Annotated in this window: 21 protein-coding genes; 7 read left to right on the top strand and 14 right to left on the bottom strand. The window is 67.4% G+C overall.

All coding sequences use genetic code 11. The features are described from left to right. Positions 1 to 19: 19 nt before the first annotated feature. From EQZ23_RS01395 to EQZ23_RS01385, 3 genes are all read left to right on the top strand, one after another. Complete coding sequence (locus tag EQZ23_RS01395; protein ID WP_164913354.1) at positions 20 to 1,498, top strand: DUF885 family protein; 1,479 nt, start codon at positions 20 to 22, stop codon at positions 1,496 to 1,498. Then, a complete protein-coding gene (locus tag EQZ23_RS01390; RefSeq protein ID WP_128452693.1) occupies positions 1,495 to 3,087 on the top strand; it encodes a family 43 glycosylhydrolase in 1,593 nt (530 codons plus the stop codon). Before EQZ23_RS01395 ends, EQZ23_RS01390 begins: the two co-directional genes overlap by 4 nt. A 72-nt stretch (positions 3,088 to 3,159) precedes the next feature. Then, a complete protein-coding gene (locus EQZ23_RS01385) occupies positions 3,160 to 4,812 on the top strand; it encodes a Na+/H+ antiporter (protein ID WP_206364145.1) in 1,653 nt (550 codons plus the stop codon). A gap of 259 nt (positions 4,813 to 5,071) precedes the next feature. Here EQZ23_RS01385 and EQZ23_RS01380 read toward each other — a convergent pair whose 3' ends face one another. Next, the gene (locus EQZ23_RS01380) at positions 5,072 to 5,461 is read right to left on the bottom strand and encodes a hypothetical protein (protein WP_128452692.1); all 390 of its coding nucleotides are present in this window, start codon (positions 5,459 to 5,461) and stop codon (positions 5,072 to 5,074) included. 147 nt (positions 5,462 to 5,608) lie between these two features. On the opposite strand from EQZ23_RS01380, the gene EQZ23_RS01375 reads away from it, so the two are divergent. Together EQZ23_RS01375 and EQZ23_RS01370 are read left to right on the top strand one after the other, a co-directional pair. Then, positions 5,609 to 7,762 (top strand): TonB-dependent siderophore receptor, encoded by a 2,154-nt coding sequence (locus EQZ23_RS01375; protein ID WP_128452691.1) that lies wholly within the window; start codon positions 5,609 to 5,611, stop codon positions 7,760 to 7,762. A gap of 112 nt (positions 7,763 to 7,874) precedes the next feature. Next, positions 7,875 to 8,522, top strand: coding sequence for a glutathione S-transferase (locus tag EQZ23_RS01370; protein ID WP_128452690.1), 648 nt, complete (start codon positions 7,875 to 7,877; stop codon positions 8,520 to 8,522). A 34-nt stretch (positions 8,523 to 8,556) separates the two neighbouring features. Here the strand turns inward: EQZ23_RS01370 and EQZ23_RS01365 are convergent, their stop codons facing one another. Next, positions 8,557 to 10,983, bottom strand: a complete 2,427-nt coding sequence (locus tag EQZ23_RS01365) for a TonB-dependent receptor plug domain-containing protein (protein ID WP_240663105.1) — start codon at positions 10,981 to 10,983, stop codon at positions 8,557 to 8,559. A gap of 309 nt (positions 10,984 to 11,292) precedes the next feature. On the opposite strand from EQZ23_RS01365, the gene EQZ23_RS01360 reads away from it, so the two are divergent. Further along, positions 11,293 to 11,562 (top strand): DUF1488 family protein, encoded by a 270-nt coding sequence (locus EQZ23_RS01360; RefSeq protein WP_128452689.1) that lies wholly within the window; start codon positions 11,293 to 11,295, stop codon positions 11,560 to 11,562. Between the two features lie 122 nt (positions 11,563 to 11,684). On the opposite strand, the gene EQZ23_RS20445 is transcribed toward EQZ23_RS01360, so the two are convergent. The 7 genes from EQZ23_RS20445 to cbiE all read right to left on the bottom strand — a co-directional run bounded on the left by EQZ23_RS20445 (position 11,685) and on the right by cbiE (position 17,077). Continuing rightward, complete coding sequence (locus EQZ23_RS20445) at positions 11,685 to 11,807, bottom strand: hypothetical protein (protein ID WP_276318449.1); 123 nt, start codon at positions 11,805 to 11,807, stop codon at positions 11,685 to 11,687. A gap of 88 nt (positions 11,808 to 11,895) precedes the next feature. Further along, on the bottom strand, positions 11,896 to 12,705 hold the full coding sequence (gene cobF, locus EQZ23_RS01355) for a precorrin-6A synthase (deacetylating) (RefSeq protein ID WP_128452688.1): 810 nt from the start codon (positions 12,703 to 12,705) through the stop codon (positions 11,896 to 11,898). Next, complete coding sequence (gene cobA / locus EQZ23_RS01350; protein ID WP_128452687.1) at positions 12,702 to 13,421, bottom strand: uroporphyrinogen-III C-methyltransferase; 720 nt, start codon at positions 13,419 to 13,421, stop codon at positions 12,702 to 12,704. Before cobA ends, cobF begins: the two co-directional genes overlap by 4 nt. Next, complete coding sequence (locus EQZ23_RS01345) at positions 13,418 to 14,725, bottom strand: cobyrinate a,c-diamide synthase (protein WP_128452686.1); 1,308 nt, start codon at positions 14,723 to 14,725, stop codon at positions 13,418 to 13,420. Before EQZ23_RS01345 ends, cobA begins: the two co-directional genes overlap by 4 nt. Further along, the gene (gene cobM / locus EQZ23_RS01340; protein WP_128452685.1) at positions 14,722 to 15,507 is read right to left on the bottom strand and encodes a precorrin-4 C(11)-methyltransferase; all 786 of its coding nucleotides are present in this window, start codon (positions 15,505 to 15,507) and stop codon (positions 14,722 to 14,724) included. The genes EQZ23_RS01345 and cobM overlap by 4 nt, the downstream gene beginning before the upstream one ends. Then, on the bottom strand, positions 15,504 to 15,896 hold the full coding sequence (locus EQZ23_RS01335; RefSeq protein ID WP_240663104.1) for a cobalamin biosynthesis protein: 393 nt from the start codon (positions 15,894 to 15,896) through the stop codon (positions 15,504 to 15,506). The genes cobM and EQZ23_RS01335 overlap by 4 nt, the downstream gene beginning before the upstream one ends. Further along, a complete protein-coding gene (cbiE, locus tag EQZ23_RS01330) occupies positions 15,878 to 17,077 on the bottom strand; it encodes a precorrin-6y C5,15-methyltransferase (decarboxylating) subunit CbiE (protein WP_128452684.1) in 1,200 nt (399 codons plus the stop codon). Before cbiE ends, EQZ23_RS01335 begins: the two co-directional genes overlap by 19 nt. On the opposite strand from cbiE, the gene EQZ23_RS01325 reads away from it, so the two are divergent. After that, positions 17,076 to 17,825, top strand: a complete 750-nt coding sequence (locus tag EQZ23_RS01325) for a cobalt-precorrin-6A reductase (protein WP_128452683.1) — start codon at positions 17,076 to 17,078, stop codon at positions 17,823 to 17,825. The genes cbiE and EQZ23_RS01325 overlap by 2 nt on opposite strands. On the opposite strand, the gene cobJ is transcribed toward EQZ23_RS01325, so the two are convergent. The 5 genes from cobJ to cobN are packed head-to-tail and all read right to left on the bottom strand — an operon-like array spanning position 17,801 to position 24,286. Beyond that, complete coding sequence (cobJ, locus tag EQZ23_RS01320) at positions 17,801 to 18,550, bottom strand: precorrin-3B C(17)-methyltransferase (RefSeq protein ID WP_128452682.1); 750 nt, start codon at positions 18,548 to 18,550, stop codon at positions 17,801 to 17,803. The two genes, EQZ23_RS01325 and cobJ, sit on opposite strands and share 25 nt — an antisense overlap. Continuing rightward, positions 18,547 to 19,272, bottom strand: coding sequence for a precorrin-2 C(20)-methyltransferase (cobI, locus tag EQZ23_RS01315; RefSeq protein ID WP_128452681.1), 726 nt, complete (start codon positions 19,270 to 19,272; stop codon positions 18,547 to 18,549). The genes cobJ and cobI overlap by 4 nt, the downstream gene beginning before the upstream one ends. After that, positions 19,269 to 19,898 carry a precorrin-8X methylmutase gene (locus EQZ23_RS01310; protein ID WP_128452680.1) on the bottom strand — a complete coding sequence of 210 codons (630 nt, stop codon included), beginning with the start codon at positions 19,896 to 19,898 and terminating at the stop codon, positions 19,269 to 19,271. The genes cobI and EQZ23_RS01310 overlap by 4 nt, the downstream gene beginning before the upstream one ends. Continuing rightward, on the bottom strand, positions 19,899 to 21,044 hold the full coding sequence (locus EQZ23_RS01305) for a cobalamin biosynthesis protein CobG (protein ID WP_128452679.1): 1,146 nt from the start codon (positions 21,042 to 21,044) through the stop codon (positions 19,899 to 19,901). Further along, a complete protein-coding gene (gene cobN, locus EQZ23_RS01300; protein ID WP_128452678.1) occupies positions 21,041 to 24,286 on the bottom strand; it encodes a cobaltochelatase subunit CobN in 3,246 nt (1,081 codons plus the stop codon). The genes EQZ23_RS01305 and cobN overlap by 4 nt, the downstream gene beginning before the upstream one ends. Positions 24,287 to 24,290 lie beyond the last annotated feature (4 nt).

The following is a 24,290-nucleotide window of genomic DNA, read 5'->3' as shown; positions in this document are numbered from 1 at the left end:
CTCCCTCTCCCAACCGTTCGTGCTGGGCGAACGGGGAGTTTGGAGCGGGACGCCGACCCGTCGGAGCGTACTGGCCGGGCTGGCTTCAACAGCGTTCGTCCCTGCGACCGTCCGTGCCCGATCCACCTACTCCATACGCCAAGCGCTCGACGCCGCCGCCGCGACAGATCCAGACGAAGGACTCCGCCTGCTGGCCTCATTCGATGCCGCCAAACTGCAACCCAGCGACCGCCTCGACCTGACAACGGCCCGCGCGGGTCTCGCGATAGATGCCGCGATCGCACGGTCTACGTTCGGCCACCCCGGACGCAGCCCCTACCGTGTCACCCCGACGATCGGGGCGTGGAAGGCCGCCCGTCCCGATCACGCGAAGATCGACGCGGACACCGCCCTCATCCTTGCCGACGCAGAAGCCGGTATAATCCTCCCGCGCCTGTCGCTGGATCGCACGGTTGAGGCCCTTCGCAGCGCCCCCGCAAACCCCACCATCGATCGCCAGATCGCCGCATTGGGAAGCCTGCGAGACAGCGCCCCCTCCCTCCCCGGTGTCGGCCAATTCCGCGATGGCGCCGACTGGTACGCGCTGCAACTCCAGCGCTCGCTCGGCACCGTCACACCGGCGTATGCCGAACGCCGGTTGTTCGCCGAACTAAACCGCCTCCACGCCCGTGCGACACCCCTGTTCGACAAGATCGGCGCACCGAAGGGGTCGATTGCGGACCGCTACGCCAGGCTCTGGCGCGACGACCGCTTCCTCTATCCCGACAGCGACGCTGGTCGCACCGACGCCATCGCGGACATGAACCGCATGCTCGCCTCCGCCCAAACCCATATCCCGGCGGCATTCGGCGAATTGCCAGCATGGTGCCTGAACGCCGCCGCCCGCCCCCTTTACGCACCAGAGATCGCCAGTGGCCGCGGCGGCTACCGTGAAATCCCTACCCCGACCCGCCCCGGCGCCTACATCATCGACCTCAAGGATATCCGCCGCCGCCCCTGCTGGACTCTCCCCGGCGTCGTCGCGCACGAGCTCCTCCCCGGCCACATGATCCAGCTTGGCCTGGAGAGCGCGAACCCGCCTCACCCGCTCCGCATCGACTACGCCTCCGCGTTCGTCGAAGGCTGGGGCATCTACGCCGAGCAACTCGCCGAACAGTCCGGCGCCTATGCCGATCCGCATGTCGCACTCGGCCACATCCACTGGCTCCTGTTCCGCGTCGCCCGCGCACTCGTCGACCTCGGCATCCACCTGCACGGCTGGTCGATCGAGCAGGCCCGCGAACGCCTGATCGAATGGCAAGGCGAACCCGCCTATTTCGCACCCTTCGAAATCGAACTCGCCCGCCTCCCGCTCGAACCCGCCGCGCGCGTCGCCGAAGCGATGGCGTGGCTCGCGATCGCCGATACCGCGCCCGGCAAACCCCCGATCGCCTATCACACCGCGTTGCTCGCGGGCGGACGCAAACGCATCGACGACATCCGAAAGATCACCCTATGACCTTCACCCGCCGCGATGCCTTCACCACGCTTGGCGCAGCCGGCGCGCTATTCGTCCCCGGCCAAGCGCCCGCCAAGATCGAAGCAAGGACGCGCACGCCCGACTGGCGCCGGGGCCTGGATAACCAGCGCATCGCCGATCTCGGCGACGGCCGCTTCCTGAACCCGGTGATGGCCGGCGACCGGCCCGACCCGGCGATCCTGAAGGACGGATCGGACTATTACATGACTTTCTCCAGCTTCGATTCCTACCCTGGGCTCGTCATCTGGCATTCGCGCGATCTGGTGAACTGGCAGCCGATCGGGCCGGCGCTGACCCGCAACATCGGATCGGTCTGGGCGGTCAGCCTCGAAAAGCATGAGGGCCGCTATTTCCTCTACATCCCGGTCAAGGCCGAGCCGAACTCGATCTGGGTAATTCACGCCGACCACATCGAAGGCCCGTGGAGCGACCCCGTCGATCTCGGCCTGCACAAGCATATCGACCCGTGCCATATCGTCGGCGAGGATGGCAGTCGCTGGCTCTTCCTATCCGGCGGCGACCGGATCCGCCTAGCCGCCGACGGCCTGTCGACGGTCGGCGCGGTCGAGCACGTCTATGATCCGTGGCGCTACCCTGCGGACTGGATCGTGGAGGGCTTCTCGCCGGAGGGGCCCAAGATCGTCCGCCACGGCGACTGGTTTTATCTCATCACCGCGGTCGGCGGCACCGCCGGCCCCCCGACCGGGCACATGGTGATTGCCGCACGCTCGCGATCGATTCACGGCCCCTGGAAGGATTGCCCCGCCAACCCGATCGTCCGTACCACCGACATCGCCGAACGCTGGTGGTCGCGCGGCCACGCCTCGTTGGTCGAGGGGCCGGCGGGCGACTGGTGGGCGCTCTATCATGGCTATGAAAACGGCTATTGGACGCTCGGTCGCCAGACCTTGCTCGATCCGGTCGAGTGGACTGCGGACGGCTGGTTCCGGATGAAGGGCGACGACCTGTCGAAGCCGCTTGAAAAACCGAAGGGTGGCACCGCCGTACCGCATGGTCAGGCGCTGTCGGATCAGTTCGACACGCTCGCACTCGGCACGAAATGGAGTTTTATCCGCCCCCGCTCTGACGAGGCGAAGCGCGTGTCCGTCTCCGGTAACACGCTGATGTTGACCGCGAGCGGCACGGCGCCCGCCGACTCCTCCCCGCTCCTGCTGATCGCAGGCGACACGCGCTACCGCTTTGAGTGCGACGTCGCGATCGATCCCGGCACCACTGCCGGCTTGCTGCTGTTCTACGATGACAGGCTCTATTGCGGTCTCGGTTTCGACGGCGACCGGTTCGTCACGCATCAATATGGCGCCGAGCGCGGTCGCCCCGCCAACCCGCTTGGCCGTTCGATGCGCATCCGCGTGACCAACGATCGCCACATCGTGACGTACGACACCAGCGGCGATGGCGGACGGACCTGGCACCGCTTCGATCGCGGGATGGAGGTGTCGGGGTATCACCACAATGTTCGCGGCGGATTTCTGATGTTGCGGCCGGGGCTGTACGCGGCGGGAAAGGGCCATGCGCGCTTCCGGAATTTCGGGTTCTCTGCTATCTGACCGGAATACCTGCCGGTCCTCTCGACCGCACCTGCGTGCTCGCCGCGCATCCAAATATTCGGGGAGTCCGGTTTGCAGATTGTGACCTTGTGCCTGATTCTGTTGCTTGCTGTCGTCGTCAGCGGCATAATCTCGCGCATGCTGCCCTCCGCGCTGCCGCGGCCTTTGGTGCAGATCGCGCTGGGTGCCCTGATCGGGATGGTCGCGCATGTCCGGGTCGAACTCGATCCCGAACTCTTCTTCCTGCTACTCGTGCCGCCGCTCCTGTTCCTCGACGGATGGCGGATTCCCAAGGATGAACTGTTCCGGGATCGCGGCGCAGTCCTTGGCCTAGCGCTGGGCCTGGTCTTCCTGACCGTCCTGGGCATGGGCCTTTTCATTCACTGGCTCATTCCGTCGATGCCGCTGGGCGTCGCGTTCGCGCTCGCGGCCGTTGTATCGCCGACCGATCCGATCGCGGTATCCGCGGTCGCGCAAAACGCGCCAATTCCAAAGCGGATGATGCATATCCTCGAAGGCGAGGCATTGCTGAACGACGCCTCCGGGCTGGTCTGCGTGCGGTTCGCCATTGCCGCGGTGCTGACCGGCACCTTCTCGTTCGCCGATGCCGCGGCAACGTTTGCATGGATGGCGATCGCCGGCGTCGCGATCGGCGTCGGTGTCGCTCTCGGCATCGTCGCGACCAAGAGTGCGTTCTCGCGCCGGTTCGGTGACGAAGCCGGCTCCAACATCCTTGTCAGCCTGCTGATCCCATTCGCCGCCTATCTGCTGGCGGAACACGTCCACGCATCCGGCGTGCTTGCCGCTGCCGCCGCGGGAATCGCGATGACCTTCACCGACGCAACGACCGCGGTCGCCGCAGGTACGCGTATCCGCCGTCGTGCGGTGTGGGATATGCTGCAGTTCACGCTCAACGGCGTCATCTTCGTTCTGCTCGGCGAACAACTGCCCGAGGTGTTCGTCCGTGCGCGCGACACGGTGACCTCCGCGGGGCATGTCAGCCCCTGGTGGCTGGGGATCTATGTCGTCACGATCGTCATCGGTCTGGCCGCGCTTCGATATGGCTGGGTATGGGTATCGCTGCAGTTCACGCTGTTCCGGGCGCGGCGGCGCAACGATCTGGCCGGCAGTGCGAGCCCCCCGCGTCGGATCATTGCAGCGATGTCGTGTGCCGGTGCGCGCGGCGCGATCACGCTGGCAGGTGCGCTGACCCTGCCGCTGAGTCTGAGCGACGGTACGCCGTTCCCGGCCCGCGACCTCGTGATCTTTCTCGCCTCCGGCGTAATCCTGTGTTCGCTGATCATCGCCGCCGTCGCGTTGCCGCTTTTGTTGCGAGGCCTCAGTTTGCCACCCGAAACCGGTGTCGGCGCGGCGCGCGATCAGGCCAAGTTGGTCGCGGCGAACGCGGCGATCGCGGAACTCGACCGAGTCCAGCACCGGATGGCTGAAGGGCGCGACAATCCGGACCGCTTTACCGATATCGCAGCGCGGCTGATGGACCAGTATCGCGAACGGATCGACAGCCTGTCGTCGGAGCCGGAGGATCGTGCCCGACAAGGCGACGTGGTGATCGAGCGTGACATGCGGCTGGCCGCGGTCCGCGCCGAGCGCAACGCGATTTTCGATCTGGCACGGCGTCGGGAGGTCAGTGTCGAACTGGCCGAACACCTGGGGCGCGAGCTCGATCTGGTTGATGCGCGGTTGTCACGCCAGGGGCTCGCTTAAATTCGCCAGGGGGTGGAGGGTTTAGCGCCCCGCCTGTCCGTGTGACTGAAACGGGCGGGGCGCTGAAGGTTACGCGATACTATGGCGACGCCTCCAGCGGGCTATGCCGGTGCCAAGTGAATTTCGTGTTAACGAGGCACCCCGCCCGTCCGTGCGACACTCTCGTATCCGGGCGGGGCGCCGAGGACGCTGCGACCGTCGGGCCGCGCATCGCTGAGGACAAGCTAGCAGGTGGTCGCGACGTGAAAAGTGCCGTTCATCACGTGTTCGGCTCGGTCTGTCGGATATTGCTCACCGACCGGCCCGTGGTGGCGCGATCGGCCGGCAGCTTGATCTTCCGGAGCGAGGCGATCATCGCGCGTGCACCGGATGGCGCGACCTGCAGGAACAGGTCGAAAAGATCCCGGTCGGTCAGCACGTCCGTGTCGGTGCCGAGCGGCAACGCGATCGCCTGGCGGCTCCGCGCGCCCGGCTGCGCTTCCAATACGATCGTTCGCCACGTCATGCCGACCGGCGGCGGGCCGACCACATCGTCGAATTCGCCCGGGACCATGTTCCGGATCCGCAACCTGCGGTCGAGGTGCGTCTCGAACCACGCCATGTCTCCGGCGGTTGCGATCTCGACGGCCAGCGCCTTGTGGTTCTTCACGCGTACAAAATCCCTGCCACTTCCTGGAGAACGACACCTGTTGCCGGATTGCCGCAGACGCAAGCCTTCGCATAGCGGACAGCAAACTCACTATTGATAATAGTTATCATAAACATTAGCGGAGCGGCATAACGCAAAGGGTATCACATGACATATCGTCTCGGCATCGCCGTCCTCCTCGGCTCTGCCGCCTTCGTCGCAACGCCAGGCCGTGCACAGACCGCGCAAACCAGCGCCGACACTGATTCGGGTATCATCGTGGTGACGGGTCAGCACGCGCGGACCCAAGCCTCGTCCGGCACGAAAACCGATACGCCGCTTGCCGAAACCCCACAGTCGATCACCGTCATCACCAGCGACGACATCGCTGGCCGTAGCCTGCAGAACCTCAACCAGGCGCTCCGCTTCGTCGCCGGCGTCACCCCCGAGACCCGCGGTGCGAGCGCCGAAGTCTACGACCAGTTCAAGCTTCGCGGCTTCGATGCGCCGGTCTATCTCGACGGCCTGAAGCAGTTCGGCAGCCCGTCCGGCTATGCCGTGCCACAGGTCGACGTCTCGCGGCTGGATCGGATCGAGGTCATCAAGGGTCCGGCATCGGTATTGTACGGCCAGTCGAGCCCCGGCGGCCTCGTCGCGGAATCGAGCAAGCTGCCGCTCGATCAGGCGCTGTATGGCGCGATCAGCGGGACATATGGCAATTACGACCTCTACCGCGTCGATGCCGATATCGGCGGCCGTGCGGGCGAAGGCGTCCTGTGGCGGATCAACGGCAGCACGAACGGTGCCGACACGCAGCAGAAGTTCGGCAAACGCGAGCGCCAGACGATTTCGGGTGCGGTGACCGCCGGCGCAGGCAGCACGACCAGCTTCACGCTGCTCGGCGCCTATTCGCATGATCCGCACAACGGCACGTACGGCGTATTCCCTGCCAGCGGCACGTTGCTGACGAACCCCAACGGCAAGCTCCCGACCAGCTTCGACGGGGGCGAGGCCGGCAATCGGTTCAGCCGCGAACAGGCGGCGCTGACCTATATCTTCCGTCATGATTTCGGCGGCGGCTGGGCGTTCCGCTCGTCGGGCCGGTATCAATATGTGAAGGCGAACCTCGGGCTGATCTACACCGCGGGCGGTCTCGATTCGAGCGATCCGACCGGGCAGACGTTCCTCCGCGCCTCCTATGCTACCCGCGAACAGCTCAACAACTGGACGTTCGACAACCAGTTGACCGGGACGGTGCAGACGGGACCGATCAAGCACACATTGCTCTTCGGTGCCGATCGCCAGGTTGCGCATTCGACCGAAGTGGTAGCGTTCGGCACGGCGCCGTCGCTCAACGGTTTTGCCCCGGTGTATGGTTTGACGACCGTACCGACCACGCCGGAGCAGATCGGCGGCCAATATCCGATCAACGTGCAGCAACGCCAGCAGGGCGTCTATGCGCAGGACCAGATGGCGATCGGTAATCTCCGCGTCGTAGTCAGTGGACGGCAGGATTGGGCGCGTGCCGTGCAGGACGACCAGCAGGCGAAGCACGACGAGAAATTCACCTACCGTGCTGCCGCGCTCTACACGCTGCCATTCGGTCTGGCGCCGTATGTCAGCTATTCGACATCCTTCGAGCAACAGGCCGGCACCGTGCTGCGTCCCGACGGAAGTTTAGGAACGGCCGAGCCGTCGCTCGGCAAGCAACTCGAAGCTGGCGCCAAGTTCACAGTCCCGGGCACGCAGATTCTACTGTCGGGAGCGTGGTTCCGGATCGATCAGACCAACGTACGAACTTCGACCCCCAATTTCTCGATATCAACGCAGACCGGCAAAGTTCGCTCGCAGGGTATCGAGTTCGAGGGCACCGCTCCCCTGCCCTACGGCTTCGACGCGCGCGTCGCGTATAGCCGTCAGCGTGTGAAGGTCACGCAGGACGCGAACGATCCGTCGCGCGTCGGTCGCGGGCTCGAGACGGTCGGTCGTGGCGGCACGACGCTCGGCCTGAACTGGACGCCGCCTGAGGGTGGTCTGGCCGGGCTGACGATCGGCGGCGCGCTACGCCATGTCGACCAGGTCTACGCAGGCGTCACGCCGGGCGAGACGGAGGGGCGCAACAGCCCGTCCTACACCGTGTATGATGCACTGATCCGCTACGACCTGGAAAAGTTCGCGCCTTCGCTGCGGGGCCTGAGCCTGGCAGTCAACGGCGCCAATATCTTCGACAAGAAGTATCTGACGTCGTGCTTCGCCAACTATAACTGGTGCTGGTACGGCAACCGTCGGACGGTGCAGGCGACGATCGGCTATCGCTTCTAACGCAAAGCACGGGTTTCCCGATCGACGGCGCGCCGCGACGTCGATCGGGACCGTTGATAATGCTCGCCGGGATCAGGCGACCCGGGCGCAGCGCTGCGATATACCCCGCCTGATGTTGCCTATCCTCTACAGCTTCCGCCGCTGCCCCTATGCAATGCGCGCGCGTCTTGCGATCGCCATCCAGGAAAGGCGCGTGGAGTTGCGTGAGATCGTCCTGCGCGACAAGCCGACGGCGATGATCGAGGCGTCGCCCAAGGGGACGGTGCCTGTGCTCGTCCTGCCCGACGGTTCGGTGATCGACGAAAGCCTCGATATCATGCGCTGGGCCGCGGGGAATGCGTGCGATGGCTGGCCGACCGCCACCGACATGGCGCTGATCGCCGCCAATGACGGGCCGTTCAAACACCATCTCGACCGCTACAAATATGCCGATCGCTACGGCGTGGATCCGGTGGAGCACCGCGATGCCGCGACGGTCCTGCTCGGGGACCTCAACGACCGACTGCTCGCTACCGGCTGCCTCGGTCAGGGTCCACAAGCGATGACCGATCTCGCGATCATGCCGTTCGTCCGCCAGTTCGCAGCCACCGATCGCGGCTATTTCGATGTCCTGCCCTTCGACCGGCTCCATACGTGGCTCGCGCGCCATCTCGGCTCGGCGCTCTTCGCCCGGATCATGATCAGGCCTGCGCCGTGGCACCCCCGCGATGCAGCGACCCTGTTTCCCCTGTGCGAGGACGTTCCGCCAGCGGAGGCGTGAGGAGGCTACGGCCGAACCGCAGCCTCCTCATCGTTCAGAAGCCTATGCTGATCGTCCCGAACACCTGGCGTGGCGCGACCGGGAACTGGTTGAACGTGCCGCTCGCCGCACCGATGCTGAGCGTCGAGGCGGCGCGCTTGTTGGTGATGTTGGTGAGGTTGAGGCTGACCGTCGCGGTCTTGACGATCTCCCCTTCCGACAGCGGCACGCGCGCGGCGATGCGGCCTGACAGCGTGAAATAGGCCGGCACCGACAGGTCGTTGGTGTAGGTCGCGAACCGCTTGCCGATATAGTCGCCGACCAGCTGTGCGTCGAAGATTCCGTAATTGGCCGAGGCGACGAACTTGTTGAGCCAGTCGGGGCTGCCGGGCACCTTCTTGCCGGCGGTCGCGACCGTGCTGGTGCCGCTGATGTAATCCTCCTCGTAGCGCGAGTTGTTGTACGACAGCGCGTCGTAGAACGAGAAGTGCTGGCCGAACCGGATCGTGCCGGCGACGTCGAAGCCATCGGTCTTCACCGCGCCGACATTCTGCAGGATCGCCGCGCCGCTGACGACCGCGGTGACGACCGGCGTCGGGCTGATGCCGAGCAGGCGGTTGCTGAAATCGACGTGATAGACGCTGATCTGGCCCTCGAACCCGGTGATCGGGCCGAGATCCAGCGTGTGATGCGAGCGCAAGCCCGCCTCGTAGGTCCAACTCGTCTCGGGCTCTACGTCCTGCTTGAACAGGTCGAACGCGGCCTGGCTGCCGAGCGCTAACGGCGACAGGCCGGCGGCGGCGCTCGTCTGGAACTGGCGGATGTTCTTCTGGACGTTGACGAACACCTGCTCTGTAGCGGTCGCATCCCACAGCGCGCCGAGCTGTGGCAGGAAGTATTTATGCGTGTCGATCTTGCCGACCGGCAGCTCTGTCGAGCCGGTGAACGAGCCCGGGATCGGCTGCACGGGCACGCGCTGCGACGCGTTCTGGAACGTGCTCTTGACCCCGCCCTGGATCGTCAGCGTCGGCAGCAGCTTCCAGCTGTCCTGGATATGCGCCTGGTACTCATCGACGCGGACTTCGCTGTGATATTGCGTGATCAGCGGGGTCAGATCGTCGTTCGGGCGCTGGTAGGGCGTGGTCGGGTTGTTGACCGGGAACGGATACCAGCGGCGATAGGCGGACGAGCTCTGATGCTCGTACCAGGCGCCGAACTCGATGTGATGCGCACCGAGATCGATGCCGACGCTGGAGACGAGGCCGCCGCGATCGATCCGGTATTCGGTGGTGCGCGTGGCGAGGCCTGAGCCGCCGAACACCTGGGTCAGGTTCTGGCCGGGATAATAGAACGAGAACAGCTTGGGCAGCCCGGCGACGTCGATCGGGCCGCCGATGACGCCGACGCCGTCATTGTGATGGTAATAGGCCTGGTTCGAAAAGGTGACGGTGTCGCTGACGTTCCAGTCGTATTTGGCGTAACCGAGATAATCGGTGCGCGCCGCGACGCCGTAGTAGTTGCGGTAGTTCGCCCCGTCGGCCTTGTACGCGCCCGAGTTCAGATAGGTCAGCATCTCGTTGAAATTGGGATAGACGAAGGGGCGGACGTACGGCGCGGTCGCTTGCGTCGCGGTGGTGACGACGGTCGAATCCTCGTTCGGCTCGGTCTTGTCCGAATAGGCGCCGTAGAGCGTCAGCTTGCCGTTCGAGTCATCGTGGACGAACTTCGCGTTGGCCTGATACCCGCCCTGGATACCGTTGAAATCCCACGCCTTCGCCTTCTGGCGCGAGCCCGAGATGTAGAAGCTGTTGCCGTTGCCGAAATTGCCGCTGTCGATCCGCGCGAACAGCCGCGACGTGGAGTTGCTGCCGAGCGTCTGGTCGATCTGGACCCCCATGTCCTTGCGCGGATCGCTCGAGAAGGTGTCGATCGTGCCGCCGAGGTTGCTGGTCGATGCGGTGCCGAGATCGCCGGCGCCGCTGGCCAGCGTGACCCGCGAGACGTTCTCCGAGATGATCGCACGTTGCGGGGACAGGCCGTTGTAATTGCCGTAATTCTGGTCGCCCAGCGGCAGGCCGTCGAGCGTGTAGCCGAGCTGCTGCGCGTTGAAGCCGTGGACGAACAGCGAGATGTTCTGTTCGTTGTTGCCCCATGGATCGGCGGTCAGGAACGTCACGCCCGGCAACGTCTGCAGCGCCTTGAGCGGGCTGACGCCGGGAAGGATCTTCTGCATGTCGACGCCGCTGATCTGCGCGACCGAGCGGGTGGCGGTGCCGGTGACGACGATCGCATCGTCCTGGGCAGTGGGGGCCGGGGCGGGAGCCGGGGCCGGATCGGCGGGATCGACTGCGGTTGCGGGCGAGCCCGGATCGGTATTCTTGGCGACCAGCGACTGTGCGGACGAGGCCATTGGCACGCCGACCGCGGCCAAACCGACAGCGCCGCACAACAGGCGTGCGGCGGTACGAGAAAACATCGACATTCTTGAAAACCCCTAGTGAGACCGTTCGATCGTCACTCCCGGGGCTGCGCCTATGAGGCCGGCGAGACAGTCGCATGACCGTTACGCTACAGATTTATTATGGTGCGGTGCGGCGGTCGAAAGACTCGGGTAATCGGCGTGGGTGGGTTGGTCGAAACGCGGCATCGGGGGCTTACAATGGCAGGAGTGATGCCCCTCTCGGCGCCTTGACCCATTGCCCGGTATAATCCGTATGCAAACCACCGGGTTGAGCGCTTGCGCTGTCGCCCCTGCGCGGGCAGTAGGCGGCTAAACCCCAGGAGTTCGAACATGGCAAATACCCTCGAAATCGACCAGGCGAGCGTCGTCGACAACGACATCCAGAAGCAGATCGAATTTTCCGGCGAGTTCGATGGCGACGAGTATGAGTTCGCGGTCAAATACGCGGTTCTGAAGGAGCTTAGCGGCGACGAGCCCGAGGATGACGGGATCGAGCTGTTCAATCGCTTCAACGACGATATCGTCGACGCCTGCCTCGCCGCGATCGAGCGCAAGCCGAATGCTACGACCATCGTCGTCGACGAAGACGATTTGGAATAAGCGGGCTGGAATAAGCAAGACGGGCTGGAATAAGGAACGGGGGGAGCCACGGAGCGATTTTTGCCGCCCGTGGCTCCCCGTTTACGTGCTGTTCGAAAGGCAGGCGGAATGCCCTGCAGCGTTCAGTCTCCGGTCACGAACCGTCTGATCCGGGTCGAGTAGCGGCTACCGACGAGCAAGGTCACGCCGAACAGCATCGATGCGCCCCATATCGCCACGATGGCGATGATGACGAATTTCACCATAGTCGGACTCCGACGTTGTTTCGATGGCGGGCGCTTAGCTGCGCCAAGCCGGACACCGGCTGAACGGGGTAGCAATCGGAGGTTCAGGTTAAACCGAGCTTCCGCGTCGCACCCGGTTCAGATCGTCGCGCTCGGCTAGGTTTGCCGTCTGGCCCCGCCGCAGAACGTAAATGTCCATGATCCAGCCGTGCCGCACACGCAGCGCGGCGCGCGTGCGGATGATCTGCGGTCCGATGCGATCGAGCGGCCCTGCCAGCAACGCTTGATGCGGCATGCCGAGATAGGCGCCCCACCAGATGTCGATCCCTTCCGGGACCAGGGCTTCGAATGCGCCGCCGCCGTCCAGCATCACCGCGACGGTATCGACGCCGGTCGGCCACCCCCCTTCCCTCAGACGCCGTCCGGTCGTGATCAGGACCGGTGCCCCAACGGTGTTCAGGGGCATGCCGTGCGCCGCGGTCAGCACCTGGAGGCTGGTGATGCCCGGCTCGACATGAACGCGCAGCGCGATCCCGTCGGCGCGCAGCCGGTCGGCGATCCGCAATGTGCTGTCGTACAGCGAGGGGTCGCCCCAGACGAGCAGCGCGAGGCGCCCCCCGTCCGGAAGATGCGCAGCGATCTGGGTGGCCCAGGCCGCGGCGATCGCGTCGTGCCAGTCGTCGACGGCGTCCAGATACGGCGCGGCGAGATCACGGGCGGGAAGGTCGAATTCGACGACGCGGGTCGGCGCGGTCAGGACGTCGGTGCAGATCGTGCGGCGCAGGTCGATCAGGTCGGACTTCGCATCGCCCTTGCGTGGCAGGAGGATCAGGTCGGCGGCGTTCATCGCGGCGATCGCGGCGCGCGTCAGGTGATCGGGGTTGCCGGTGCCGATACCGATCAGGTGAAGGTCGATCATTCGGCGTCCATGAGCGGACCGTAGAGGATCAGCGCGGGCTTGCCGGAAAAGCCCGCCTGCAACTGTTCGGCTAGTCTTGCGATCGTAGAGCGGGTCAGGGACTGGTCGGGGTGTCCGATATTCTCGGCGATCAGCGCGGGCGTGTCCGGCGACAGGCCGTGCTCGATCAACGAGGCGGCCAGCGCCGGGAAAGTGCGCTTGGGCATGAAGACGACCGTCGTCGCCTCGGGATCGGCCAGCGCGGCCATGTTGCGCTGTTCGGGGAGATCGCCGGTGACGTCGTGGCCGGTGACGAACTGGACGCGGCGGGCACTGAGCCGGCGGGTGAGCGGGATCTGCGCGGCGGCGGCAGCGGCGCTGGCTGCACTGATCCCGGGGATGATCTCGAACGGGATGCCGGCCATTCTCAGTGCGACGATCTCTTCCTCGAGGCGACCGAACATGCCTGCGTCGCCCGACTTCAGGCGGACGACGCGGATGCCGGTCCGGGCGTACTCGACCAGCAGTTGCGAGACGTGCGCCTGGGTCGGCGACGGGCGACCGGCGCGCTTGCCGACCGCGACGAGGTCCGCACCGGGGCGTGCGTGACCCAGAACCGCAGACGACAGGTCGTCGAACAGCACAGCGTCGGCGGACTGCATGCGCGATACCGCCTTCAACGTCAGCAGTTCGGGATCGCCGGGGCCCGAGCCAACGAACGAGACAAAACCGGTCATGACGGGCTCGCGATCATGTGGAAGAAGCTACCCGTCACGTGGCCGCGATGCGAGCCGGTTTCGGGGACCGGATTGCCCTCGGCATCGGTGACGTGCGCGAGCGGCGCGTCCGGCTGGTCGATGATCGTCGAATAATGGAACTCGTGGCCGGTGAGCGCCGCGCCCGCTGCAAAGCCACCCATCGGCGCCTGGAGCGTCGCGTTGCGATACCCGAGATGCATCTTGCGCTGCGCGTAACTGGTGACGAGACCGAGCAGTCCGGCCATCCGGTGCCGCGTGCCGTCGGCGTCGATCAGGCCTTCGCCGAGCGCCATATAGCCGCCGCACTCGCCGTGGACAGGGCGCGTGCGTGCGTGTTCGCCGAGGACTGCGTGGAAGTTGCGCGCTTCCGCAAGCTTGCCGGCGTGGAGTTCGGGATAGCCGCCAGGGAGCCAGACGAGGTCGGCGTGCGCGGCTGGGGCTTCGTCGGCGAGCGGCGAGAACGGCATGATCTCGGCACCCGCCCGCCGCCAGCCTTCGAGCACGTGCGCGTAGGTGAACGAGAAGGCGGCGTCCTGGGCGAGCGCGACGCGCTGGGCGGGTGGCCGAATCCAGTTTTGCGCGCTTGCCGATCGCGCGCCACCTGAAGCCGCGGCGCGGAGTGCGGGGATATCGACGTGCGCGCGCAGGAACGTCGCATAGTCGTCGATGCGCGCGTCGAGATCGGGGTGCTCGGCGGCCTGCACCAACCCGAGGTGCCGCTCGGGCAGCTTCAGGTCGCCGCGTCTCGGCAGCGATCCGAACACGCGGATGCCGACTGCGTCCATCCCGCTGCGCGCCAGTCGCTCGTGACGGGGACTGGCGACACGGTTGAGGATGACGCCGGCGATCGGAACGCTGGGATCGTAGCGGCTGAAACCCAGCGCGGTCGCGGCGGCGGACTGTGCCTGGCCCGACACGTCGATCACCAGCACGACCGGCCAGCCCATCCTGCGGGCGATGTCGGCACTGGCGCCGTTGCCGGTTGCGCCCGGCTTCGCGACACCGTCGAAAAGCCCCATCGACCCTTCCGCAAGCGCAAAGTCCGCGTCGTCGGCATTGGCGGCGAGCGTGTCGAGCATCGTGGCGGGCATCGACCAGCTGTCGAGATTGAACGATGCGCGGCCGCTGGCGGCACGGTGGAAGGCCGGGTCGATATAGTCTGGGCCGCTCTTGAACGGCTGCACCGAGAGGCCGTCGTCCCGGAGCGCGCGAAGGAGGCCGAGCATGACGGTGGTCTTGCCGGTGCCCGAGGCGGGCGCGGCGATGAGCAGGCCGGGGGTCATGCGGTGTCTCCTGCGAACTTCGAGTCGGCGGACTGGGGACGGAAGCGGCGGTCGTAGCCCGTTGCATAGAGGCTGCTCTCGGCGAAATTCTCCGCGGCCAGGGCTTTTCCGACGAGGATCAGCGCGGTGCGATCGGGTTTGCCTTCGATAGCCTGCGCGATCGTCGCGAGCGTGGCACGCTCGATCTGCTGGTCGGGCCAGCTCGCGCGCCAGACGATCGCCACCGGGCATTCCGGGCCACAGGTGGGCGTGAGGTCCGCGACGACCTGCGCCAGATTGTGGACCGAGAGATGGATCGCCAGCGTCGCGCCGGTTGCCGCGAACGCGGTCAGCGTCTCGGCTGGGGGCATCGTGCTGGCGCGGCCGGGCGTCCGGGTCAGCACCACCGACTGCGCGAGTTCGGGGAGCGTCAGTTCGACCTCCAGCGCGGCGGCGGCGGCGGCGAAGGCGGGGACGCCGGGGGTGATCGTGAACGGGATATCGAGCGCGCGCAGGCGGCGCAGTTGCTCGCCCATCGCCGACCAGATCGACAGGTCGCCGGAATGAAGGCGCGCGACGTTCTGCCCCGCGTCGTGTGCGGTCTGGATTTCGGCGATGATCTGGTCGAGCGACAGCGGCGCGGTGTTGACGATCCGCGCGCCGGGGGGACAGTGATCGAGCATCGCCATCGGGATCAGCGAGCCGGCATAGAGGCAGACGGGCGACCCGGCGATCCGGTCGCGGCCGCGCAAGGTGAGCAGATCCGGCGCGCCGGGGCCTGCGCCGATGAAGTGGACGGTCATGCAGCGGGTCCTTCGACGCCCGATCGAGCGATGGCGCAGGTGGCCATCCGGTCGGGCGAGATGTGGCGGGTGGCGAGAAGTTGCGCGCCGGCGCCGGCGGCGGCGAGCGCCGCGGCTTCGGCGACGCTGCCGGTTTCGCGGGCTTCGAGGCTGGCGATCGACTGCGTCGGCGTATTCGGGATCTGCAACGCGTCGGGCGTAACGGCGATCACGGGTAGGCCTAGCGTCTTCGCCAGTTCCGATACGAGCGCCAGCTTGTCGTGCGGAGCTGCAAGGGTCGTGACGGAAGCGTGCCCGTGCTGCACTGCGGCGAGCGCGGTGCGAAGCGAAGCGACGTTCGCGCCGGTGCGAAATCCGAAGCCGGCGACGATCACAGCACGACGCTCCACTGGACGACGGGATAGCTCGCTCGCCAGCCGCGGCGTGTACCGAGCGGGGCGGCGTCGGACAGTTCGATCCGCATGAGCGTGCCGCCTTTTGCTGCGTGCCAGTTCGCCAATAGCGCCTCGGATTCGAGCGTGACCGCATTGGCGACGAGGCGAGTGCCGGTAGGGAGCGCGGTCCAGAGCGCGTCCAGCATCGCTTCCGATAGACCGCCGCCGATGAAGACGGCGTCAGGCTGCGCTTGGTCCTGCAGGGCGTCGGGTGCGCGGCCTTGGACAATGTGGAGCCGGTCGACGCCCAAGGCGGCGGCGTTGGTGCGGATCCGGTCGGCTCGGACTGGGTCGGCTTCGAATGCGATGGCTTTGGTGGATGGGTGCGAGAGCAGCCATTCGATCCCGATCGAGCCTGAGCCTGCGCCGATGTCCCACAGCGTCTCGCCCGGTTTCGGCGCGAGCGCGGAGAGCGTCAGCGCGCGGACCGGGCGCTTGGTGATCTGGCCGTCATGTTCGAACCACGCGTCGGGCAGGCCGGAGGTTCGCGGTAGCACCGTGCCGCCGCCTGCAAACGCGATGCCGATCGCGACGGGATGCGCGATGTCGTCAAAAGCCAGCGTGGCGGCGGTCGCTTCGCGAATGCGTTCGCGGGGGCCGCCAAGGGCTTCGAGGATGTGGAGATACGATGCGCCGAAGCCGAGATCGTTCAGATAGCTAGCGAGTTTCGCCACGGCCTCGCCATCGCGAAGCAGGACGAGGGCGCGGCGGTCTGGTGAGATGTGCCGGCGGAGGCGTGACAGGGGCGCGGCGTGGAGACCGAGACAGGCGGTATTGTCGAGCGGCCAGCCGAGCCGTGCGGCGGCAAAGCCGAACGTGGAGGGTGCGGGGTAAGCGATCCACTCGGTCGGTGCGAGGTGACGGGTCACGGCGGTGCCTGCGCCGAACCAGAAGGGATCGCCGGAGACGAGCATCGCCACCCGCCGGCCGCGATAGTCCAGCAGGCGGGGAATGCCCGCGTCGAACGGGACTGGCCAGGACATGACCTCGTTCCTAAGGTCTGGAAGGAGGGCGAGGTGGCGGGCCGCGCCGGTCACCAGTTCGGCCTCGGCGAGCGCTGCTTTCGCAGGGTCCGAGAGGCCAGCCGCGCCGTCTTCGCCCAGTCCGATGATCGTCAGCCAGGGAGTGTCAGCCATGTCGAACATCCTGGTGCTGGGCGGCACGACCGAAGCCAGCGCGCTCGCCGCGTTGCTGGCTGCGCGGGGCGATCCCGCGGTGCTGAGCTACGCCGGGCGCGTGGCGAACCCCAAGGTCCAGCCGATCCCGGTGCGGGTGGGCGGCTTTGACGGCGTCGACGGGCTGGTCGCGTATCTGCAAGCGCACGACGTGACGCATCTGGTCGATGCGACGCATCCGTTCGCGGCGCGGATGAGTGCGAATGCCGTCGTGGCGGCCGAGCGGGCGGGTGTGGCGCATATCGCCTTGACGCGCCCCGCCTGGGTATCCGGTGAGGGCGATCGCTGGACGCGCGTGACCGATATCGAGGCGGCGGTTGCGGCCTTGGGCGGGCCTTCGCGGCGCGTGATGCTGGCGCTCGGGCGGATGCACGTCGATGCGTTCGCGGTGCAGCCTCAGCATGACTATCTGTTGCGGTTCGTCGATGCGCCCGATCGTGCGCCGGGGTTGCCGCGCCATCATCTGGTCGTCGATCGCGGGCCGTTCGATGTCGAGGGCGACCGGCGGTTGATGGCGGCGCACGGGATCGAACTCGTGGTCTGCAAGAACGCGGGCGGTTCGGGCGCGCAGGCCAAGCTGGGCGCGGCGCGTGCGCTGGGGCTGCGCGTGATCATGATCGATCGGCCGGTCCTGCCTGCCCGGCTGGAGGTGCAGGCGGCGGCGGACGTGCTCCGCTGGATCGATCATGGCGCCGACCTGGGCGTGTAGAGGATCGGGCCTGCCGGGCGGTCGATGATCCGGGTCAGGCTGGAGCCGATGATGATCATCGTCCGCATGTCGGCCATGTCGGCGCGGGCCTCCGGCAAGGGCACGATGCGGAGAATTTCCTCGGGCGTGGACACGGCGCGGGCGAACAGGACGGGACGGTCGTCGCCGCATGTTTCGCGCAGGATCTCGAAGACGCGGATCAAGGCGTCGGGGCGCGCCTTCGACCGCGGGTTGTAGAAGGCGATCGCGAAGTCGGCTTCGGCGGCGAGGCGCACGCGGCGTTCGATCAGCGACCAGGGCTTCAGATTGTCCGACAGGTTGATCGCGCAGAAATCATGGCCGAGCGGGGCGCCGGCCCGCGCGCTCGCGGCGAGCATCGCGGTGATGCCGGGGAGCACGCGGATGTCGAGATCGCGCCATTCCTGCGGGCCGGCTTCGAGTGCTTCGAAGACGGCCGCCGCCATCGCGAACACGCCGGGATCGCCCGAAGACACGACGACCACCCGTTGGCCTTGGGCTGCGAGCTGGAGGGCATGCGTGGCGCGGTCGAGTTCGACGCGGTTGTCGGTCGGGTGGAGCGTCAGGCCCTCGCGTGGCGCAACGCGCGCGACATAGGGTATGTAGCCGATGACGTCGGTCGCTTCGGCGAGCGCGGCGGTGACGTCCGGCGTGACGAGATTTGGATCGCCCGGGCCGAGACCTGCGATCGCGAGCCAGCCGGTCATGGTCGTCGCCCTTGGCCATGGATCAGCAGGATCGAGAAATACGGCGTCACCACGCTCGCCTCGCAGAGCCGCGTGACACGCTGATCGGCCATTGCCGCGTGTTCCACCAGCCACGCTTCGTGCTCGCGACCGGTGGCGGCGACCGCGCGGCGGAGCTTGTCGAGGTGGCGGCCGATCTTCATCACCACCAGCGCGTCGGTATCGCGGATCCGGCGGACCAGATCCTCCTCGGGGAGCGTGCCCATCAGCACCGTCAGCACGTCGTCGCCCCAGGTGATCGGCGCGCCGCTCGCGGTCCAGGCGCCCGACATGCCGGTGATGCCGGGGACGACCTGCACCGGCGCGATCGTCTGGAGCCGGGTGTAGAGGTGCATGAACGAGCCGTAGAAGAACGGGTCGCCTTCGCAGAGCACGACGACGTCCTCGCCGGTCCGGACAAGCGTTGCGAGGTGATCGATGCAGGTGGCGTAGAATGCGGCGAGCTGGTCGTTGTAGCGGGGGTCGGAGACCGGGATCTCGGTGGTGACGGGGTATTCCATCGGGAATTCGATGACGTCAGCCCGAAGCATGCCATCGACGATCTTCCGCGCCTGCCCGGCCCGGCCCGCCTTGCGGAAATAGGCGACGTGACGCGCGCCGCGGACGAGGCGGTCCGAGCGGACGCTCATCAGGTCCTGAGCGCCCGGCCCCAAGCCTACGCCGTGGATCGTGCCAAGGGTCATTCGGTGCCGCTCGCCAGCGCGTTGATCGCGGCGACCGTGATCGCGCTGCCGCCCATCCGGCCCTCGACGACGACGCAGGGGACCGGCTGGTCGGTCCAGAGCGCCGCCTTCGATTCGACCGCGCCGACGAAGCCGACGGGGCAGCCGATGATCGCCGCCGGGCGCGGACAATCGGGGTCTTCGAGCATGTTGAGCAGGTGGAACAAGGCGGTGGGTGCGTTGCTGATCGCGACGACGGCGCCCGCGAGATGGGGACGCCAGAATTCGAGTGCGGCGGCTGACCGCGTGTTGCCCATCGTGCGGGCGAGCTCGGGCGTTTCGGGCGCGTGGAGCGTGCAGACGATGCGGTTGTCGGCGGGCAACCGGGCGCGCGTGATGCCTTCGGTGACCATGCGCGCATCGCAGAGGATCGGGGCACCGGCTTGCAGCGCGCGGCGGGCTTCGACGGCGAAACTCGGCGAGAAACGCAAGTGCTGGGCGAGGCCGACGAGCCCTGCGGCGTGGATCATGCGGACGGCGACCGGCTCTTCCTCGGGCGAGAAGCGGGCGAGATCGGCTTCGGCGCGGATCATGGCGAAGGACTGGCGGTAGATCGCCGCGCCGTCGGTTTCATAGGCGTACGGCATTCAGGCGGCTCCGAAATGGGCGAGGATCTGCGCGGCGTCGAGGCCTGCGCGGGAAGGTGGCGCGCCGGCGCGTGCGGCGAACGCTAGGTCGTAGCGGCCATCGCGCCCGGTCACGACCACGTCGGCGCAAGCGGCGCGCGCGCACCCCTTCGCGCATCCGGACACGTGAAGCCGGCCGGCGACGTGCGGCGCGAGGCCGAGTGCGAGGGCGCGGGTCTCGACGGTACCTTGCGGGCAAGTCGGCGCGCCTACGCAGGCATCGGTGCGGAGCATCGGCGCGGATGGATCGGTGACGAAGTCGCCTGGGTCCGGCTGCACCCGGAGCGTCGCATCCGTTTCGCAGATCACGATGTGCCAGGGTGTCAGGCGGACCGCGTCGACCGCTGTTTCGGCTCCGATAAAGCGGAGCAGCGTCGCCGCGGAGATCCGACCGAACGGCAGACCGAGCGCGATGCCGAATGGGTGCAGGCCGGGTTCGGGGCGCGGTGCGGATGCCGCGGGCGATGTCGTCGAGGCGGCCCAATCGGGGAGCGGTGCATCGTGTCGTGCCATGCGACCCGCCTGAGCGCCGCCGGTCTCGACGAACCAGCGGGCCAGCGCGGCCAGGTGGTCGACTTCGGTGCCGGGCCGCAACGGCGTGCCGAGGTTGTGGCCGTCTGCGCGGAGGATCAACCGGCCCGACGCGGCGCGTTCGATGCGGAAGTCTGCCGGCGCGCTCCCCAGCATCGGTGCGACGCCCGCGTCTATCGCGAACCCGACTTTGCCGGGGAGATCGGGCAGTTCGGCCAGGCGCGCGCGTAACTCCTCGGCAATGCGGTGGGTGTCGTCCTGTGCTCGCCAATCGGGCACGACCAGGATGTTGGCGCGCGCCTCTCGGATCGGATCCGGGTCGATCAGGCCGAGCTCGAGAAGCGTATCGATTAGCGGACGCCAGCTGTTCTCGCGGACGCCGCGGATCTGGAGGTTCGCGCGGCTGGTCATGTCGATCTGGGAGTTGCCGTGCTCGGTCGCTGCCTCGCACAGGCCGAGCAGCTGAACGCGCGTCAGGCGACCTAGCGGGGGGCGGACGCGGACGAGCAGCCCGTCGCCGGCCATCATCGGGCGCCATGCGGTTGGGCACCAGCCTTTGATGGCGAACGCGCTCATGCCGGCAGGTCCAATTGCGCGAGGATCGAGTTGCGGCGGGTCGGCCAGAGATCGGCGGCGTGGAGAGCGGCGAACCGCGCCTGCATCGCCGCGAGCGCGCCGGGGTTGGCTTGCGCCAGGAAGGCCTGGACCTCGTCGCGACCCAATGTGGCGTCGTAATAGAGGTCGATCAGTTCGGGGCGGACTGCGCTCGCGAGGTGGGCGAAGGCGCCGAGGTGATCGAGCGTCGCGGCGATTTCCGCGCCGCCGCGGAAGCCGTGGCGCATCATGCCGTCGACCCATGCCGGATTGGCGGCGCGAGCGTGGACGACGCGGGCAATTTCTTCCGCGAGCGGGCGGGCCCTGGCGTGACCCGGGTCTCGCGCGTCGAGATGGTAGAGGGTGGCACTTCCCCCGGCGACCGACTGCGCGGCGGCAAAGCCGGCTTCGTGCGCGGCGTAATCGGCGGCGAGGAGGATGTCGGTTTCCGGCAGATCCTGAACGTGGACGAAGGCGTCGGCCGCGGCGACACGGTCACGAATGCCAGCAGGGTCGAAACTGTCGGTGCCCCCTTCCCGATTGGCATCGAGGGCATGGCTGGAAGCGGTCAGCCAGGCCTGGCCGGCGGTCAGGCGTGCTTCGGGCGTGTAGGTCTCGGCGGCGTCGCCCATGCTCAGCCCGTAGCGGCCGGGTTCGGGGCCGTAGACGCGAGGGGTGGCTGGCTTGCCGACGAACGGGTTCCAGTCCTGCGGTTCGTCGCGCGCGCCGAGGGCGCGAACGGCCTGGCCGAACATCGTGCAGAGCGTCGGGAAGGCGTCGCGGAACAGGCCCGACACGCGCAGGGTGACGTCGATGCGGGGGCGGTCGAAATTGGCGAGCGGGAGGATTTCGACGCCCGTGACGCGGTCGGATTGCATGTCCCAGACAGGTTCCGCGCCGAGCAGGTGGAGCGCCATCGCGAACTCCTCGCCTGCGGTGCGCATCGTCGCGGAGGCCCAGAGATCGATCACGAGGTTGCGGGGATAATCGCCGTGGTCCTGCAGGTGGCGGCGGACAAGCTCGTCGGCGAGCGTGATGCCCTGGGTATGGGCGGCGCGGGACGGGACTGCGCGGGGATCGGTCGTGTAGAGGTTGCGGCCAGTCGGGAGCACGTCGGCGCGGCCTCGCCACGGCGAGCCGGACGGGCCCGATGCGACGCGCTTGCCTCGAAGCGCCGAGAGGAGGCCGGCACGTTCCGCTTCGCCCTGTTCGCCGCGGCCGTAGATGTGGAGGCCGTCGCCATATTGGCTCTCCTTCACATCGCAGACGAACGTGTCGATGCGCGTGATCGCGTCGGCCTGCGACTGCGCGTCGTCGAGGCCCAGCGTGGCGGCAAGGCCGGTGGCGGTGGCTTCGTCGCGAATGTCGCGTTGCAGGCGGTCTCGCCGCGCCGGATCGAGCCCGTCGGCGTTGGAGAATTCGTCCAGCAGTGCTTCGAGGCGGCCGAGACCGGCGCCGGTGCGGGTGCGTTCGAGCGGCGGCGGGACGTGGCCGAGCGTGACCGCGCCGATCCGGCGCTTCGCCTGGGCTGCTTCGCCGGGGTCGTTGACGATAAACGGATATATGACGGGCATCGCGCCAGTGAGCGCTTCCGGCCAGCAGGCGTCGGACAATGCGACCGACTTGCCGGGCAGCCATTCGAGCGTGCCGTGCGCGCCGACATGGACGAGCGCATCTGTGCCGCGCGCGCGGAGCCAGAGGTAGAAGGCGACATAGGCGTGGCAGGGGCAGCGGGAGAGGTCGTGATACTCTTCCGTGCGGTGCTCGGATCGGCCGCGATCGGGCTGGAGGGCGACGAGCGCGCCGCCTTGGTCGATGGCGATGAAGGTGAAGTCTTCGGTGGGATCGCCCCAGCTAGCCTGGAGATCCTTGTGAAGCGCTTCGGGGAGAAGTGCGAGCGCTTTGCGATACTCGGCGAGCGGCCAGTGGAAGCGGGACGTGGCGAGATCGCCGGCATCGGCGGTGATCGCGTAGCCGGCTTCGGAGAGATCGGCGAGGATCGCGTGCGTCGATGCGAGCGCGTCGAGGCCGACGGCGTGCGCCATCTGATAGGCCTTGCCGGGGTAGGTCGAGAGGATGATCGCGATGCGGTGGTCGGCGACGGGTTTACCGGCGAGGGTCGTCCAGGCCTCGATCCGCGCGGCGATGGCGGCGATGCGCGCGGGGTCGGCGCGGTGTTCGCGGCGGGTGTATTCGAGGTCGCCGTCCCGAGCCGCGGCTTCCTTGAAGCTGGCGACGCCGGCGAAGAGGCGGCCGTCCACTTCGGGGAGGACGACGTGCATGGCGAGGTCTGCGGGCGACAGGCCTCGGGTAGCGCCGGCCCAGGCTGCGCGGTCGGATGTGGCGAGTGCGATCTGGAAGACGGGAACGTCGGCGGCGTCGAGCGGCGTGGTGTCGGTGGCGCCGCGCGCGGAGAAGGCGGTGGCGTTGACGATCGCGGCGGGTTTCAGCGCGTCGACCCAGCGCGTTAGCCAGCCCGCTGCGTCCGGCGCCTTCAGCGAGGGCGCGAACAGGCCGATGACGTCGAAGCCGCGCGCACTCAGTTCGGCGTGGAGCGCTTCGATCGGGTGGAGGTCCGCGGCGGTCAGGTAGGACCGGTAGAAGACGATCAGGATGCGGGGGCGTTTGGCGTTCAGCGCGAACGCGGCGGGACAGGTCACGCCGTCATGTGGCTGCCAGCCGCCGACGTCGGCGATCGCGCGGACGCCCGCGACAGGGCCGGCGTAGCACCCCGCCGCGAGCGCGAACTGGGCGAGCGCCGCCTGCGCTGCGACTGCGCCGCCGGTGTCGCAGAGGTGCGCGAGGCGGCGCAGCGTCGAGAGCGGGATCGTCGAGGCGGCGTCGAGACGCGGGTCTATCCGCCCGTCTGCGGCGAGCACCGCCAGCGCCATGCCGTGCTCCCGCGCGAGATTTTCGACCTGTTGCAGGCCGTAGCTCCAATAGGAGCGCCCGCCGATCAGCCGGATCAGGATGCCCTTCGCGCCGACCAGCGTCTGCTCGACATAGGTGTCGACCGACAGCGGATGCTGGAGCGCGGACAGGTTCGCGAGCCGCAGCGAGGGTAGTCGGCTTCCGGCCGCGTCCGCACGCCTCCAGCCCGCGGCGAACGCGCCGAGGTCGCCGTCGGAGAAGGACAGGACGACGAGATCCGCAGGCGTTTGGGCGAGATCCTGCGGGACCGCGCTTTCCTCCAGCCCGCGGGTCTCGCGAAAGACGACGTGCATCGTG

Source organism: Sphingomonas sp. UV9, from assembly GCF_004101245.1.
Lineage (GTDB): Bacteria > Pseudomonadota > Alphaproteobacteria > Sphingomonadales > Sphingomonadaceae > Sphingomonas.
Note: the sequence above shows the minus strand (reverse complement) of the source record. Positions and strands in the feature narration are given on the sequence as shown.